A 16,138-nucleotide genomic window follows, 5' to 3' on the forward strand; every position below is an offset into this window, starting at 1 on the left:
AAAAGAAGATGGTAATACACAATCTGGTTCAGGAGAACAAAAAGGAGCAGAAACTTCAACACCTACTCCAGGTTCTGAAGGATCAGAAGGAAAAGCAGCAGCTTAATAATATTTATCATATAAATTATGTATAAATAAAATTTTAGACAAGATATTTATTTATCTTGTCTTTTTCTTTTTATTTGTAAAGACAAAATAGTATAATTTAAATAAAAATAAAGGGGAAAAATGAATCAAGAACAAATAGCAGTAATTGCAGGAATTAGTGTAAGTATGTTTTTGATGCTTTTAATAACCTTCTTTTTGCTTTTTTTAAGGTTTAAATATTTTAAAAAAATGTCTAAACAGGAGCAACTAGGTTTAGAAGCAGAAAAAAATATTAATTTTCTTTTAAGAAAATGAGCAGAAAAAAATAATTTTTATTTTTTAGAAAGTAGTTTATACAAATACAACGATAATCAATTGTTTGAAGTTGATGGAATACTACTAACAAACAAAGCAATTATTATTGTAGAAATAAAATCAATAAACGGTATTATTAAAGGAAATTCAACAGAAAAAACACTAAATAAAGTTCTAGGAAATAAGAGTTTTGAAATTTCTAATCCTATTTATCAAAATGATAAGCATATTTATCACATAAAAAAAATGTTAGATGGAAATTTCCCTATTCTTTCTTTAATTGTGTTTTCAAACAGGGCACAAAGGTTGGAAATAGAAAACGAATTAGCTTATGTTATCATTTGTTTAGAAGATGAACTTAATCAAATTCTTTTTGATATAAACACTTCATTAGAAGAAAGAATAAACCTAGAAACTCTAAAAGCTATTAAAGAAGCTTTTGAAAAATATCAAACAAACAATAAAAAAGATTATTTAGCATTAAAATCTTTTTCAACAAGTAGGTAAAATATGGCAAATAAAGAAAAACAAAAAGTATTAAGAGAATTAATAATTGATAATTTAGCAATTAAAGTTGAGCAAGAAGTAACTACTTCTAATATTCAAAAAATAGCATTAAAAAAAGATTTCATTTTGGTTAAAAATGAAAAAATACTTGATGATGAACAATTAATAGAATTTATTAGACCTTTTTTTAATAAGTATAAAGATAAAATAATAACTACTTTATTTACAAAAGATATAGATTTAGACAATAGATATTTTTACTTATTTGGAGAAAAAATTCATTGTCTTTTTGATTTATTTTTTGGAAAATATAAATTTGTTCCTTTAAGAACTGGTTTTCAACCAAGACTCTTAAAAACTAAAAAACAAGTAATAGAATATATAGAAGAAATTAGAAAAAGAGAATTATTAAAATATTTATTAGTAAGATTAACCAATATCGAAAAAGAAATGGGAGTAAAACATCAAAATAGAGTCTTTGTAAGAGTTAAAAAATCTACTTGAGGTACTAACCATATTTTTAGAAAAGAAATTTACTTTTCAGAAGCATTATCCCCTTTTTCCAAAGATATCATTGATTCAGTAATTTACCACGAATTAGCTCATTGTTTTGTTCCTAATCATTCAAAAGAATTTTGAGATATAGTGTATAAATATTGTCCTGATTATGATCAAAAAACTAAAAAATTAAACAATAAGGAATATCAATAAAATGAAAGAAGAAAACATTTATTTATGTGGTCCAACAGTTTATAATCATGTGCATATTGGAAATATGCGCTCTCTTGTTTTTATAGATATTTTAAATAGAGTTAAAAAATACTTTAATTACCAAATAAATTATCTTCACAACATCACTGATATTGATGATAAAATCATACAAAAAGCAATTGAAGAAAATAAAAGCGAAAAAGAAATCAGTGAATTTTATTATCAAGAATATCTAAAGTTATTTAAAATTTATAATGTTGTTAAACCAACTAAAATTTTAAAAATTACAGATAAACTAGACTGAATTAAAAATTACATTAAAGAATTATTAGATAACAAAAATGCTTATAAAAGTGAAGGTAATGTTTTTTTTGATGTTAAAACAATAAATAATTATGGAATTCTTTCTAATCGAAAATTGGAAGATATGAAAAACGAAGAAGAAACTTCTTTAAAAAAGAAAAATATACAGGATTTTTCTTTATGAAAGAATACAGAATTAGGCATAAAATATGATTCTGAATTTGGACAAGGGCGTCCAGGATGGCATACAGAATGTTGTGCAATGATTTATTATTACTTTAATAAAAAAACCATTAATATTCATGCTGGTGGTGTTGATTTACTTTTTCCTCATCATGAAAATGAAAATGCACAGCATTTTGCTTTAACTAATAAAGCAATTGCCAAGGAATGAATTCATGCTGGTTTTATTAATAAAAATGGCTACAAAATGTCTAAATCATTAGGAAATATTTTGCTTGCAAAAGATTTTGCTTTTTTACACGGAACTGACACTTTTAGAAATATTATTTTAACAACTAATATTTTTGCTCCTGTTGATTTAAGTGATGAGCTCATTATTTCTAATAAAAACAAAATTCAACAATTAACTAAATCATTTTATCAATTTATTTTAGAACAAAATAATTTAGTAATTGATACTTCTAAAATTGAAAAAATAATGAAGTTATTTCTTGAATTTAAATTTGCACAAGCAAATAAAGAAATAAGTGAAATACAGAAAAATAAAGACTTTGCAACTCTATTTGAAATTTATAGACTAATAGGTTTTAATTATGTAAATTTACAATTAGATCAAGAAATTAAAGAAATTTATTATAAATGAAAAGAACTAAAAGAACAGAAAAAATACGAACAAGCAGATAAGTTAAGAGTAATCTTATATGAAAAAAATATTTTATAAACAAATAATGGAAAAATAAATAAAAGAAAGAAGAAAAGAGAGTTTAAATAATGGGAAAATATATTTGTGGGAAAAATTCAGTATTGGATGCAATAAAACATAATTTACCAATAATTCAAATTTTTTCTTCAAGACCTGAAGAGTTAATCAAAGTACAAAAAGACATTAAAGTTATAAAAAAAGATTACAAATATTTAGATAATCTAACAAAAGAAAACCATCAAGGTTTTATTGCACAAATAAGTGATATTGAAACACATGATTTAAATGTTATATTTAAAGATAAACCAGAAAAAATTTTAATTTTAGATCATATTCAAGACCCACACAATTTCGGAGCAATAATAAGAACAGCAAATGCCAGCGGAATTAATCATATTATCTTTCCTAAAGAACGTTCTGTTGATATTACCCCAACAGTTTTAAAAGTATCATCTGGCGGATTTATAAATATGAAATTTATTAAAGTTGCATCTATTAGTGCAACAATAACTAAACTAAAAGAAAAAAACTTCTGAATTTACGGAACAACTTTAAGTTCCAATTCCATCGATATTAATCAAACAACATTTAACTATCCACTGGCATTAATTTTAGGTTCTGAAGCAAACGGGATATCTAAAAGTGTAGAAAAAATGTGTGATCAAAATATTTATATCCCTTTAAAAGGAACAGTGCAATCACTAAATGTATCTGTAGCAGCCGGAATTGTTTTATTTAAATTAAAGTAAAACAAAGGAAAAGATGAACAAATCAGAAAAGGAAATAGAAAAATATAAAGAACTAGTAATTGCGGCTTCTAAAAATGTTTTTAGCAAATTCAAATACATTCCTTTAACTTGAGAAGATATTAATATTTATGGATTATCCATCGTTTTAGAAGTAGCAGAAATAGCAAAGAAATATAATCAAGAAGACAAAAAAGGTGTAATTTATGCTATCTTGTTTAATAAATTAATGACTTATGCTAAATCATTTACTAAAAATAATTCTAAAATAATGAATTTTAGTATTTCATTTGAAGATGAAATTTTAACCAAACTAGAATCAGAAAATTCAAAAGAATATCTTTTTAAAGAAGACTGTCAAAGATTTTTTAAAAAGTTTTCTCATGAAGAATTAAATATCTTAAATTTATATTATCTTAATAACAAAACAATTAAGGAAATATCTAATCAGTTTTATACATCATCCTTTAAAATTAAAAGGTTTTTAGAAAAAGTAAAACTCGAAGCAGTTGAATATTTCAAATAATTGCAAAAATAATATATAATTAATAAACTATGTCTAAAGAAAAAATTGCATTAGCTTGTGAAGTTTGTAAGTCAAAAAATTATGTTAAAAATAAATCTGTAGATGACAGATTAGTAATTAACAAGTTTTGCAGAAAATGCAATTCTCAAACTTTACACAAGGAAGAAAAATAATGAAAGAAAAAAGAAATAAAAAGAAAAGAGAAAAAAAATATTATTTCAGAAATTGAATTAAAGAAATAAAAAGAATTAAGTGACCAAAAGGTAAAGATGCTAATAAAAACTTTATGTGAACTATTATCTTTGTGGTTGTTTGTTCAATTTTATTTGTTTCTATTTCTTTCGTTGCAACTTTAATTTGAAATTCAATAGGAGTAGGTTTTTAAATAATGGAAAAAGAAAATTTTAAATGATATATGATTTCAACCATATCAGGAAAAGAAGAACAAGTTATTGAGTCTTTAAATAACAGAATAAAATCAGAATTTTTAGATAGTATTTTTGAAGAAATTAAAATGTTTACAGTACCACATTTAACTCAAAAAGAAATCGACAAAAAAATAAAAGGGGAACCATTTGTTGTAAAAACAGAGAACCTTTATAAAGGTTACATTTTTGCTAAAATGCTTATGACTGATGATGCCTGATTTATTGTGCGTAATACTCAATATGTTACCGGACTTGTTGGTTCATCAGGAAAAGGAGCTAAACCAACACCAGTTTCTAACCGTGAAATTAAAAAAATGTTTGAAGCAGAAAAAAAAGGTTGAGAAAAATACAATGCCGGAATCATTGATTCACCTTTCAAACCTAATGTTGTAGTTAGAGTGATTGAAGGTAGTTTTGAAGGTGAAGAAGGAACAATCATAGAAACTGATGATAGATTAGGTGATTCTTGAGTAGAAATTGAAATATTTGGTAGAAAAACTCCTACAAAATTTTCTCATAAACAATTAGAAGTAGTAAAATAGTTCAAAAATTCAAAAAATTTGCATTTTTTTCAATAAAATGCATTTTTTATTCCACTTTTATGCAAAAAATTCAAAAAGTGGTAAAATTAATGTATATGATATTCAAATTTTCGAAAAATTTCAAATATTAAGTGAATATTATATATATTAAAAAATAATAAAATAAAGGAATAATATGAAATTAAGTAAAAAATTATTATTAGGACTCGGTGGAACATTAACAGGATTTGCAACTTTAGCAACTGTTGTTTCATGTGGAGATAAAAACAATTACTATACAACTGATTATTCAGGTATTAAAGCATTAGTAGACCAAAAAGCTCCAGAAATACAAAAAGCAATCACAGATAAAACAGCTAAAGAATTGAAAATTACTTTATTAACAGCTGGAGGAAATGTTAATGATAAATCATTTAACCAATCAGCTTGAGAAGCAATTTCTCAATTATCATTCCAAACCAAATCAAAAGCTAACAAATATGTATTGGGAGATTCATCTAACTTAGAAAAAAGTTATAATTCATTATTAACAACTGATTCTAATGTTTGAGTGTTAACTGGATTCCAACAAAAAGGTGCTTTTTTAAACTGATATAAAGTAAATAAAGAAAAATTCAACCAAAAAGGAATTATTGTTATTGCAATTGACTGAGATTTACAAGATTCTGAATTACCATCAGGTAGATTTATTTCATTAAACTACAATACAGATGAAGCAGGATGAATTGCAGGTTATGCAACAGCAGATTACTTCTCAACTAAAGAAACTGATGATGCAAAAAGAAAAGTTGCAGCATTTGGTGGAGGATTAGGAGCTGGAGTTACTGACTTTATTGCAGGATACTTAACAGGAATTAAATACTACAATGCTAATAATCCTAAAGTTACAAAATTAACAGCAGATACATTAACTTTAGATACAGGATTTAAAGCAGATTCAACATCAACACCAAAAGTTAATACAGTAGTAACAACAGGAACACCAAAAGTTGTTTTACCAGTAGCTGGAAGTTTAACTTCTACAACTATTGATCAAATCCAAAAATCAAATAAAGGTCAATTTGTAATTGGTGTGGATACAGACCAATCATTAACTTTTGAAGATTCAAAAACATTATTCTTTACATCAATTGAAAAAAGAATTGGAAATACCTTATTTAGAGTATTAGCTGACTTATTTACTAAAAAAGGAGCATCTTCAGATATTATTTCAACATTTGCTGAAGGAACAAAAAATGCTCATGTTAAATTAGGATACTGAGATGATTTTGTTGGATTAGCAAAATCACAAATTAGCGACAAAGCTGCAGCAGATGCTTCATTAGACAAAGCAGCAACAAAATTCAAAGAACTTGTTACAAAAGCTAAAAAAGCAGAAGCTAAAACTCTTTTAAGTATTCCAGTTATGGATCCAGCAGGAGCAGCAAGTAACCAAACTACTTTAAATTCATTAGCTGCAGAAATTAACAAACAAACAGGAAAAGCAACAACTCCAGAACAACCTGCTGCACCATCAAACCCTGGAGGAACACAACAGGGGGGGGGCAAATAACAACCCACAAAACCCTTCTGGAGGAGGTACAACTGATTCAACAACTTCAGGAACACAAAATGGTACAGGACAAGCTGATGGAGCAGCAGCTCAACCAGGAGCACAAAATCCTTCTGGACAAACAGAAGGTTCAGGAACCCCAACAGGACAAACTACTCCAACTACAAATACAACAGGTGATCAAGGAAGTCAATCACAAGGAAGCAATACTGCTTCACAACCTGGTAACGACACAACACACCAAGGTTCATAATCTTATTAAAATAATCCAATAATCTACTATAACAATTAGATTAAAATAAAAAAATAACTTTTATGTTATTTTTTTATTTGTTTATTTGTTAAAATTATATAGGAAAGAGAAAAATGGAAAATACAGTTAATAAAGTAGAAAATGCAATTGAATTTATTAATGTTACAAAAGAATTTGGAACAATAATTGCCAATAAGAACATTAATATTAAAATCAAAAAAGGTACCATTCATGCTTTAATTGGTGAAAATGGTGCTGGAAAAAGTACTTTAATGTCAATTCTATTCGGTCTTTATACACCTACTAGTGGTCAAATTAAAATAAATGGTCACAGTATGTATATTAAAGATCCTAACCAAGCTAATGATTTAGGAATTGGTATGGTTCATCAACATTTTAAACTTGTTGATGCATATACTAATTTAGAAAACATTATTTTAGGTGATGAATTTACACATAGAGGTTTTTTAGATAAAAAATTAGCAATTCAAAAAATACAAACTATACAAAAAAAATATAATTTAAATTTTGATTTAAATCAAAAAACAGGTGATGCTACTGTTTCTACACAACAAAAAGTAGAAATTATGAAAATGCTTTACCGTGATGCTGAAATTCTTGTGTTTGATGAACCTACTGCGGTTCTAAACCCACAAGAAATAGAAGGTTTATTAGAAACAATGAAAATATTTAGAGAAAATGGAAAAACAATTATTTTTATTTCTCATAAATTAAATGAAGTTAAATCAGTTTCTGATGAAGCAACCGTTATTAGACACGGAGAAGTTGTTGGACACTTTAATTCTTTAAAAAATGTTTCAATTTCAGAAATTTCAGAAGCAATGGTTGGTAAAAAAGTAGTAATGCCAAAAAACAACACTGAAAACAACTTTACACAAGTTGGTTTTGAGTTTAGAAACGTTAGTGCCAAACATCTAAAAGGAATTGAAGATGTTTCATTTACAATCAATAAAGGTGAAATTCTAGCAATTGCTGGAGTTGAAGGTAACGGACAAGAAGAAATTGAATTTGTTGCTTCAGGGATGTTAAAACCTTCACATGGTAACGTTATCCTTTATAAAGAAGATGAAAAAGGTCAAATTCTTGAAAAAGATATCACTCATATGTCTGTAAGTAAAAAGAAAGAAGAAGGAATTTCATATATTCCAGGTGATAGACATAAATATGGTTTAGTTTTAGATTTTACAATTGGAGATAATTCAATAATTAGAAGACTAAAAGATAAATTATTTAAAAATTTAGGAATTTTATCAACTAAAAAAATTCACAATTTTTATAAAGAAATACAAACTGAATATGATGTTCGTGGTGGAAGAGATGGAAAATCCAAAGCTAGATCATTATCAGGTGGAAACCAACAAAAAGCAATTGTTGGTCGTGAGATGTTAACTGAACATAATTTTATTATCATTGTTCAACCAACTCGTGGATTAGATGTTGGAGCAATTAACATTATTCATAACAAAATACTACAAGAAAAAGCAGCAGGTAAAACTATTTTACTAATATCTTACGAATTAGATGAAATTTTTGCTTTAGCAGATTCAGTAGTAGTTATTAACAAAGGAAAAGTTTCAGACAAAAGAGATGTAAAAAATATTACAAGAAACGAAATAGGATTATTAATGGCAGGAGTACACAATGAATAAAGTAGAAGAAAAGAAAATATCTTTATTTAAAAGATTTTCAAACTTCTTTTTTGAAGAAGATAATACAAATGCAAGAAAGAAAATATTTAGTTCTTTATGAGCATTATTCTTTGGAATGATAATTGCTTCTATCTTTATTGCATCTTTAGGTTCTAATCCGTTTGAAATTTATTATCAAATTATAAATTCTTCATTAAAAGAAGAGTTTATTTATAGATTCTTAATTACTATTTCAGTATTTATATTTGCATCGGTTGCTGTTGGTGTTGGATTTAAAGCATCGATGTTCAATATAGGAATACCAGGTCAAATGATGGCTTCAGGTCTTGTTTGTTTTGTTGTGGTAAGTTATTTAGGTTCAACCAGTAATACCGAAATAGTTGTTAAAGGATGACATTTAATAGTTGGACTTTTAGCAGGATTAGTTGCAGCAGTTTTTGTAGGGATGATTGCTGGATTACTAAAAGCATTCTTTAACATAAATGAAGTTATTTCAACAATTTTATTAAATTGAATTATTTACTATATTGCTTATCAATTACTTGTTGGGAAAATTCAAGGTCTTCCTTTTACTTTACCTCCAGGTTTAACAGATTTACCAATATCTAAAAAAATAATTTTTGAAAATGATTTCTTTAATTCACAAGCATTTGCAGGAATTTTATTAGGACTATCATTTATTTTTGCTATAACAGTTTGATTTATAATCAAAAAAACACCTATTGGTTATAAAATTAAAATGACTGGATTTAACAAAAATGCTTCTAAATATTCTGGAACAAATGAAAAATTATTAATTATATCTATTTTAAGCGTTTCAGCAGTTTTAGCAGGAATAGCAGGATTCCTTTGATTTGTTTTCTCAAGACAAAATCTACCTATACTTTCATCTCCAGAACCTTTAGGATTTGATGCTATAGCAGTTTCCTTGCTGGCTTATAATTCACCTATAGGAATTATTTTCACAGCAATATTCTATTCACTTTTAACAGTTGGTTCAGATAATATTCAAATTTTAAATCCAAAATTAGATGCACAAGCTGTTCAAATGATTTCAGGACTAATCATTTATTTTGCCGCTATCGCTGTAATTTTCTTTAAATTTAAACCAATTTCTAAATTTATTAAATTTGTTTTCTTAGTTAAAAGTCATTATTTCTATCATGAAAATAGAAAAATTTATGAATATAAACAACTAAGATCAAAAATCAAAAAACAAATTAAAAATAAAAATAATTCTTCAGAAACAATTGAGCTATGAAGTAAAAGATTAGAAATTTTAAATGATTATATTAAACACTTGCAAAATTTACATAAAGAAAAACCTTATGTATTTAAAAAAGCAAAAGCAGAATATATTCAAGAATTTATAAACTTTAAAAATAATAATCCATTAAGTAAAAATGCTACAATTAATGAATATATTAAACATCTTGAAAAAGAATTATTAATTAATACAAGATTTTTAAATAAATTATTCAATTTATCAAAAGAACATAAAATTAGTATATTTAAAGCATATTGATTTAGTAAAAAAATCATGAGAAAAAACAACAAATTATCTGTTAAAATAATCGAATTAACAAACGAACCAAACAAACTACAATGAAAAGTTCTTCAAAATGAACTTAAATCTGATTTCTTTAAAAAAGCTATGAATCAAAAAGACATTAATGAAGAGCAAAAAATTGAGTTATTTAGAGAATTATCTGAAAAAAGAAGAGAAATTAACAAACAACTTTCTGAACTTGGTTTTTATGACTTAAAAGTTTTAAAAGACCAATACAAGGCAAATAGAGTTGAATTAAAAGCTCAATACACCAAAGAAAAAGATTTAATTGTTCAAAATATGAAAAACGAACACAAATGAATTAGAATTGAGGTAATATAAAATGGCAATATTTTCAATAATTTTAGTTTCATCAGCTTTACTGTTTGTTATTCTTGGTTTTTCAGCACTTTCTGGAATGTTCAGTGAAAGAGTTGGAATTGTTAATATTGGAATTGAAGGGATGTTAATAATTGGTGCTACTGTTTATGGATTACTTAATTATTTATTTAAAGTAGAAAGTGCTTGAATGCAAATACCATTATTAATAATTTCTTCATTGGCAACCGCTTTATTTGCATTATTGCATGGTTTTGTTACCATTAAATTAAAAGGAGATCATATTATTTCAGGGGTTGCAATAAACTTATTAGCTCCTGCATTAAGTATTTTCTTCTTAAGAACTTTTGGAGATGCTAATAAATTCCCGCAATATACACAAGAATTAGCATGATCTCAAGATTCATTTGCAAATCTCAAAAATATTGTTTCTCTTAAATTAGTTTTAATATTAGTTATATTTCTTGTTGCACTAATAACATTAAATAAAACAAAATGAGGTTTAAGACTAAAAGCTATCGGAGAAAATCCACAAGCAGCAGATGTTGCTGGAATTAATGTTAATTTCTACAAATGACAAGGATTAATTATTTCTGGATTACTTGCAGGACTTGGAGGAGGAATCTTCTATCAATGAAAAGGAATTAGTTTTACAGGAAATGCTGGTGGATTTGGATTCTTAGCTCTTACTATTTTAATTATGGGTAGATGAAGAACATCATGAATCTTCTTTGTAACTATAATCTTCTCATTAATTTACGGAACAGCTTTAACATTACAAGCATCAAGCACAGGAGTGTTAGCAGCTGCAAGTCAATATGGTTTCTTAATTACAGCTACACCATTCTTGATTACAATATTTATTTTAATATTTACATCGAAAAGGGCGATTGCTCCAGTTGCAGTTGGACAACCATATGACAAATCAAAACGTTAAATTTAAAGCAAACCAAAAATGGTTTGTTTTTTTATTACTTTAAAAGTGATAAAATAATAATTATGAAAAAAAATAAAAATCATTTTAAATTTTGAAAATCATTTATAGTTTTATCGCCTATTACTTTATCTTTAGTAGCATGTGGGCAGAATAAAACTGAAAAAACAACAAATGAAGATTCAATAAAACCAGAACAACCAAAAATCACAAATCCAAGTGAAAATACAAATACTTCAACAAATACAATTCCCAATACACAAACAGGAAATAATAATTCTTCCAATAACAATCTAAACAATGATAAAAACACCAATATACAGCAAAATACAGATGTTTTCGCTTCGTTAAAGGATTTTCCAACAATACTAGAAGTAACAGAAAGAAATAAAGAATTAGACGCACTTTCTTTTTATTATAAATATAAAGATGCTCCTGATTTAATTTCTCAAAACATCGCAATTAAATGAGAATTGCAAGAAGAATATAAGATAAGAGCTACTTTTCCAAATACTGATAAAATCAATAATTCAACAGGAAAAATTAGTGATTTAGTTTTAACTTTTACTAAAAATAATCAAGATAAAAATATCACTATATCTTTACAAGGATTTAAAACTAATTCAACAAATACAGTTGATGAAAGAGAAAACTTTTTAACAAAAAAAGATTTAAATGGCTCAAGCGTAATAAAACTATTTGCTTCTTTAGTTGCTTCAATGCTGCAATATAATTCAAATATTGATAGTTTTAGAGAATTGCAAAATTCATCAACAAGCGATGATTTTACTTTAAATTATGAATATTTAGGATCTGGAAATAAAGAAAATTTAAAACAACTTTTCAAAGACAAAAATATTGTTTTAAATCCTTCATTAAGTGCTTTATTTTTTGAAAAACACGAAGATTCAACTAAACCAAAATATAATTATGAAGTTGTTGGGGTATCTGCTAATGATTTAGAAGGGACTATGCAAGTTGAAGTCTCTATCAAGCAAATTGATAATAATACAGGAGTTACTGATTCTTATCATAAATATTTTGAATTTTCAGGATTTAGAAAATTTGCAAAAGATCAAAATGGTAATTTAATTTCTAATCCATTTTCAGTTTATTTACTTGAAAATGAAGCAATAGAAATAATTAATAAGTATAAACTAAAATCCAAAATTGAAAATAGCATTAGTAATATGAATATAACTAATGAAAAACAAAAAATAACACTTTCTATTACAAACCAAGAAAAAGATACACTAAAAAATGCTATATTTAATAAATTGTTAATTGCTGTTTATGATCAAGAAAAAGAAAAAATCTATAACAACTGAGATAATTTACCAAGAGCAACTAAGTTTATAGCAAGAAAAGATAAAACTTCAATATATCCTTTTATAACATCAATTACAAAAGAGATTATTGAAAATGTTGACTTTTATGTATTTAAAGAAACTAACTCTGAAGAAAATAAAATAATAATGCAACTTGAATTAAAGATTTTTCCTTTTGTTTCTAGTTCTATTAATGACTTAAGATCTATTACTTTTTCAGATCAAGAAATACACTGAACAAAAGACTTAATTGAATTTAATTTAAATGAACTTAAATAATAAAAAAGTTTTTCAAGAAAGAAAAACAGTTGAAAGATATAAAAAAGACTTTCAAGAAATAGGATTGTGAGAATCAGAAAAATTTTTAATTGATAAATATTTTCCAAATAAAGAATTAAAAATTTTAGATTTAGGTTGTGGTGTTGGTAGAACAACATTTGCTCTTTATGAACTTGGTTATCAAAATATAGTTGCCATTGATATTTCACAAAATATGATCGAAAAAGCAAAAGAAATCAATTTATCCAAAAAATATAATATTGAATTTAAAGTTGAAGATGCATCAAGATTATCTTTTAAAGATAATTCTTTTGATTATGTTTTATTTTCCTTTAATGGTTGACCTGGAATACCAAGTGAAAAATCCAGAATAAACGCTTTAAAAGAAGTATTTAGAGTTTTAAAAGAAAAGGGAATATTCATTTTTTCTTGTCACGATAGAGAAGAAGTAGAATATTTAGAATATTATAAAAACTTTATAGAAGAATGTAAAAATGAATTTAGATTTGAAAAATATGGTGATTTTATTTTCAAAAACGAAGATAAAATTTGTGATTTTTTACATTTATATTCTAAAAATGAATTAAAAACAATTCTTGAAAATCAAAATTTTGAAATTTTAGATATCATAAGTCGCGATGAACATTTTAAAGAAAGTAAAAAAATTTTAGAAATTTCAGACAATACAAATTTTTGAATAGTAAAAAAATAAGGATAGGAGTCCTTATTTTAATTTATAAAAAAAAGAATAAAAAAATGGCGATCCCGAGAGGATTCGAACCTCTGACAACAAGCTTAGAAGGCTTGTGCTCTATCCTGCTGAGCTACGGAACCACTAATATGTATTATACCATAATTTAATATTTTTCTTTAATTCTTTTTAAATTAATTTCTGCTTTTTTAAAGTAAGCATTAATTAGCATTTCTTCTTTAATATTTAAAATATCTAAAAAACCAAGAATTAAGCTAAAAAGAGTTGATAAATTTGTTGAGTTAAACTCTGTTTGAAAATCAACTGCAGCTTTAAAAACATTTTGCAATTGGATGTTAATATCAGCTGAAACTGCTGTTTTTTTAATTATAGGATTTAAATTTAAATTATTAGCACATGAACTTAAAAAATGAATTATGTCAGCTCATTCTTCTAATAATTTTTCATTATTAATATTTCTATTTTGTTTTCAATATTTGAATGATTGCAATTCATTTGCAAATTCAGCAATTTCGACAATTATTGCCAAAGTCACTTGCTTATGTCACTCCAAAACATCCATTGAAACATTTCTTTGTTTTATTGATTCTTCAAATTTAGAATCAAGTGTTTTTTGAAAAATAAATATTTTAGTAAAATCCATAATATTATTATATATTAATTTCTTTTTTATTTTTAAAACTAAAGAAACTTTTATTTTCTTTTAATGAAGATTAATAATTTATAAAATTGTTTGGCAAAAAACGATATTATTGTATAATATTAATAATTATGGCGGATGTGGCGAAGTGGCTAACGCATCGGGTTGTGGCTCCGACATACGCGGGTTCGATCCCCGTCATCCGCCCCATTTTTTAAGTTATCTTAAAATTTAAGAAATTTAAAAAATGGTTTTTTTTATTTTCTTAATCATATCTGAAATATAGTAAAATAAGAATATGCAAATAAAACTTGATCAATTTTATACAAAAAAGGCAATTGCTAAAAAATGTATCTCTAAAATTGATAATTTAGAGCAATATAGTATTATAATTGAACCTTCAGCTGGAGAAGGTAGTTTTAGTGATTTGTTAAATAATGTTATTGCTTATGATATTGAGCCTAAAAACAGCAATATCATTAAACAAGATTTTTTTTGTGTCAAAATCAATAAACCAAATACTGAAAAAATTTTAATTATAGGGAATCCGCCTTTTGGTTATAGATCATCTTTAGCTAAAAAATTTATCAAACATTCAATAGATTTAAATGCTTCAACAATTGCATTTATTTTACCTAATACCTTTAGTAAAATAACTAATCAATCAACTAGTTTATTTCCAAAAGAGTGGAAATTAGTTACAGAATGAGAATTACCGAAAAATTCTTTTTTTGTTTATAATCAAGAACAAAAAGAAGTATATCACGTTCCTTGTACGTTTTTTGTTTGAACAAAAATGACAGAAAATAAACAAAAAGATTTAAGAAAGAAAAAACCTACAATTATTCCAAAAGAATTTACTTTTTTACCAAGAGGAAGCCAAGAAGCTGATTTTACTATAAATGGAAATTCTGCAAAAATTAAATCATTACAAGAAGTGACAAATTCAAAATCTGAACATTATATAAAAGTAAAAGAAAATTATGATATTGAACTAATTAAAAACGAATTTAGAAAATTAGTTTTTAAACCTAAATCATCAATAAATGGTGGTAATTATTGAATAAATCAAGATGAAATAATAATCGCTTGAAATGAAAGGAAAAAAACACGTGAGTAAAGAAATTAAAGACATTTTCAAAGTTATTGAAAGTTATAAAATAAGAATAAATAATTTTAACAAATATGTAAATAAAGAAAGTATTGATGAGCAAAAATTAGAAGATATCACAAGTTCTATTAAATATTTTTTTATTATCTCTGTTTTGAGTCCACAAAGTAAATCCACCTTACAACAAACTTTTATAGAAAAAAAGTTTGAATTTGAAAAGATATCACCGAAGTTAGAAAAAGGTGATTCAAAAGATAAAGACAACCTTTATTATGAAATAAAATGTTCCACTCCTTCTGCAAATGGCAATATTTTAAATATTGTCCAAATCAGATTACACCATGAATTAGATTATTATTTATGTGTTTTTATAGATGATTTGTTTTATAAAAATAATTTTCTATTTTTATTAACCAAAGAAGAAATGGAAGAAGAAATTAAAATTTTAGGACATAGTGCACATGGAGTTATCAACAAAAACAATAATAATAACAAACAAGAATATCGTATTAGCATAGATTTAAATGATTTAAATAATACAAACACTAGTAGGTGATTAGAAAAATACAGAGACTCAAAACTTGAAGAAAAATTATTCAATTCATAATAACTTTAAATCTTGGATTTTACTATTAAATAAAAATAAATAATCTTTTTTTAATTTGTAATATAATTTAAAGGAAATAAATAATTTTAAAAACAAAAGTAAAAATACATTTA

Annotated in this window: 17 protein-coding genes and 2 tRNA genes; 17 read left to right on the forward strand and 2 right to left on the reverse strand. The window is 25.3% G+C overall.

Features of this window, described 5'->3' with window-relative positions; genetic code table 4:
- Positions 1 to 228: 228 nt before the first annotated feature.
- The 14 genes from ACXX85_RS01640 to ACXX85_RS01705 all read left to right on the forward strand — a co-directional run bounded on the left by ACXX85_RS01640 (position 229) and on the right by ACXX85_RS01705 (position 13,667).
- Positions 229 to 909, forward strand: coding sequence for a nuclease-related domain-containing protein (locus ACXX85_RS01640; RefSeq protein WP_458560459.1), 681 nt, complete (start codon positions 229 to 231; stop codon positions 907 to 909).
- A 3-nt stretch (positions 910 to 912) separates the two neighbouring features.
- The gene (locus ACXX85_RS01645; RefSeq protein WP_458560460.1) at positions 913 to 1,620 is read left to right on the forward strand and encodes a M48 metallopeptidase family protein; all 708 of its coding nucleotides are present in this window, start codon (positions 913 to 915) and stop codon (positions 1,618 to 1,620) included.
- A 1-nt stretch (position 1,621) separates the two neighbouring features.
- Positions 1,622 to 2,827, forward strand: a complete 1,206-nt coding sequence (gene cysS / locus ACXX85_RS01650; protein WP_458560461.1) for a cysteine--tRNA ligase — start codon at positions 1,622 to 1,624, stop codon at positions 2,825 to 2,827.
- A 50-nt stretch (positions 2,828 to 2,877) separates the two neighbouring features.
- Entirely contained in the window at positions 2,878 to 3,558 is a 681-nt protein-coding gene (rlmB, locus tag ACXX85_RS01655; protein WP_458559217.1) for a 23S rRNA (guanosine(2251)-2'-O)-methyltransferase RlmB, read from the forward strand.
- 13 nt (positions 3,559 to 3,571) lie between these two features.
- Positions 3,572 to 4,081 carry a hypothetical protein gene (locus ACXX85_RS01660; RefSeq protein ID WP_436358941.1) on the forward strand — a complete coding sequence of 170 codons (510 nt, stop codon included), beginning with the start codon at positions 3,572 to 3,574 and terminating at the stop codon, positions 4,079 to 4,081.
- A gap of 29 nt (positions 4,082 to 4,110) precedes the next feature.
- Positions 4,111 to 4,254 (forward strand): 50S ribosomal protein L33, encoded by a 144-nt coding sequence (gene rpmG / locus ACXX85_RS01665; protein WP_436358942.1) that lies wholly within the window; start codon positions 4,111 to 4,113, stop codon positions 4,252 to 4,254.
- On the forward strand, positions 4,254 to 4,466 hold the full coding sequence (secE, locus tag ACXX85_RS01670; protein ID WP_436358943.1) for a preprotein translocase subunit SecE: 213 nt from the start codon (positions 4,254 to 4,256) through the stop codon (positions 4,464 to 4,466). The genes rpmG and secE overlap by 1 nt, the downstream gene beginning before the upstream one ends.
- A gap of 3 nt (positions 4,467 to 4,469) precedes the next feature.
- Entirely contained in the window at positions 4,470 to 5,051 is a 582-nt protein-coding gene (gene nusG, locus ACXX85_RS01675) for a transcription termination/antitermination protein NusG (RefSeq protein ID WP_436358944.1), read from the forward strand.
- Between the two features lie 175 nt (positions 5,052 to 5,226).
- Entirely contained in the window at positions 5,227 to 6,603 is a 1,377-nt protein-coding gene (locus ACXX85_RS01680) for a BMP family ABC transporter substrate-binding protein (RefSeq protein WP_458560462.1), read from the forward strand.
- A 366-nt stretch (positions 6,604 to 6,969) separates the two neighbouring features.
- Positions 6,970 to 8,526, forward strand: a complete 1,557-nt coding sequence (locus ACXX85_RS01685) for an ABC transporter ATP-binding protein (RefSeq protein ID WP_458560463.1) — start codon at positions 6,970 to 6,972, stop codon at positions 8,524 to 8,526.
- Complete coding sequence (locus tag ACXX85_RS01690; RefSeq protein WP_458560464.1) at positions 8,519 to 10,417, forward strand: ABC transporter permease subunit; 1,899 nt, start codon at positions 8,519 to 8,521, stop codon at positions 10,415 to 10,417. The genes ACXX85_RS01685 and ACXX85_RS01690 overlap by 8 nt, the downstream gene beginning before the upstream one ends.
- Before the next feature lies 1 nt (position 10,418).
- Positions 10,419 to 11,351 (forward strand): ABC transporter permease, encoded by a 933-nt coding sequence (locus tag ACXX85_RS01695; protein ID WP_458560465.1) that lies wholly within the window; start codon positions 10,419 to 10,421, stop codon positions 11,349 to 11,351.
- 62 nt (positions 11,352 to 11,413) lie between these two features.
- On the forward strand, positions 11,414 to 12,955 hold the full coding sequence (locus ACXX85_RS01700) for an LppA-related lipoprotein (RefSeq protein WP_436358949.1): 1,542 nt from the start codon (positions 11,414 to 11,416) through the stop codon (positions 12,953 to 12,955).
- Positions 12,942 to 13,667 (forward strand): class I SAM-dependent methyltransferase, encoded by a 726-nt coding sequence (locus ACXX85_RS01705; RefSeq protein ID WP_436358950.1) that lies wholly within the window; start codon positions 12,942 to 12,944, stop codon positions 13,665 to 13,667. Before ACXX85_RS01700 ends, ACXX85_RS01705 begins: the two co-directional genes overlap by 14 nt.
- Positions 13,668 to 13,712: 45 nt before the next feature.
- Here ACXX85_RS01705 and ACXX85_RS01710 read toward each other — a convergent pair.
- Both ACXX85_RS01710 and ACXX85_RS01715 read right to left on the reverse strand, forming a co-directional pair.
- Positions 13,713 to 13,789: transfer RNA gene (locus ACXX85_RS01710), tRNA-Arg, on the reverse strand.
- Between the two features lie 23 nt (positions 13,790 to 13,812).
- Complete coding sequence (locus tag ACXX85_RS01715) at positions 13,813 to 14,310, reverse strand: dUTP diphosphatase (protein ID WP_436358951.1); 498 nt, start codon at positions 14,308 to 14,310, stop codon at positions 13,813 to 13,815.
- Positions 14,311 to 14,441: 131 nt separating this feature from the next.
- On the opposite strand from ACXX85_RS01715, the gene ACXX85_RS01720 reads away from it, so the two are divergent.
- From ACXX85_RS01720 to ACXX85_RS01730, 3 genes are all read left to right on the forward strand, one after another.
- Positions 14,442 to 14,517: transfer RNA gene (locus ACXX85_RS01720), tRNA-His, on the forward strand.
- 88 nt (positions 14,518 to 14,605) lie between these two features.
- The gene (locus ACXX85_RS01725) at positions 14,606 to 15,427 is read left to right on the forward strand and encodes a class I SAM-dependent methyltransferase (RefSeq protein ID WP_436358952.1); all 822 of its coding nucleotides are present in this window, start codon (positions 14,606 to 14,608) and stop codon (positions 15,425 to 15,427) included.
- Positions 15,420 to 16,025, forward strand: coding sequence for a hypothetical protein (locus tag ACXX85_RS01730; protein ID WP_458560466.1), 606 nt, complete (start codon positions 15,420 to 15,422; stop codon positions 16,023 to 16,025). The genes ACXX85_RS01725 and ACXX85_RS01730 overlap by 8 nt, the downstream gene beginning before the upstream one ends.
- Positions 16,026 to 16,138: the final 113 nt, after the last annotated feature.

This window comes from Mycoplasma sp. Z386 (genome assembly GCF_054343375.1).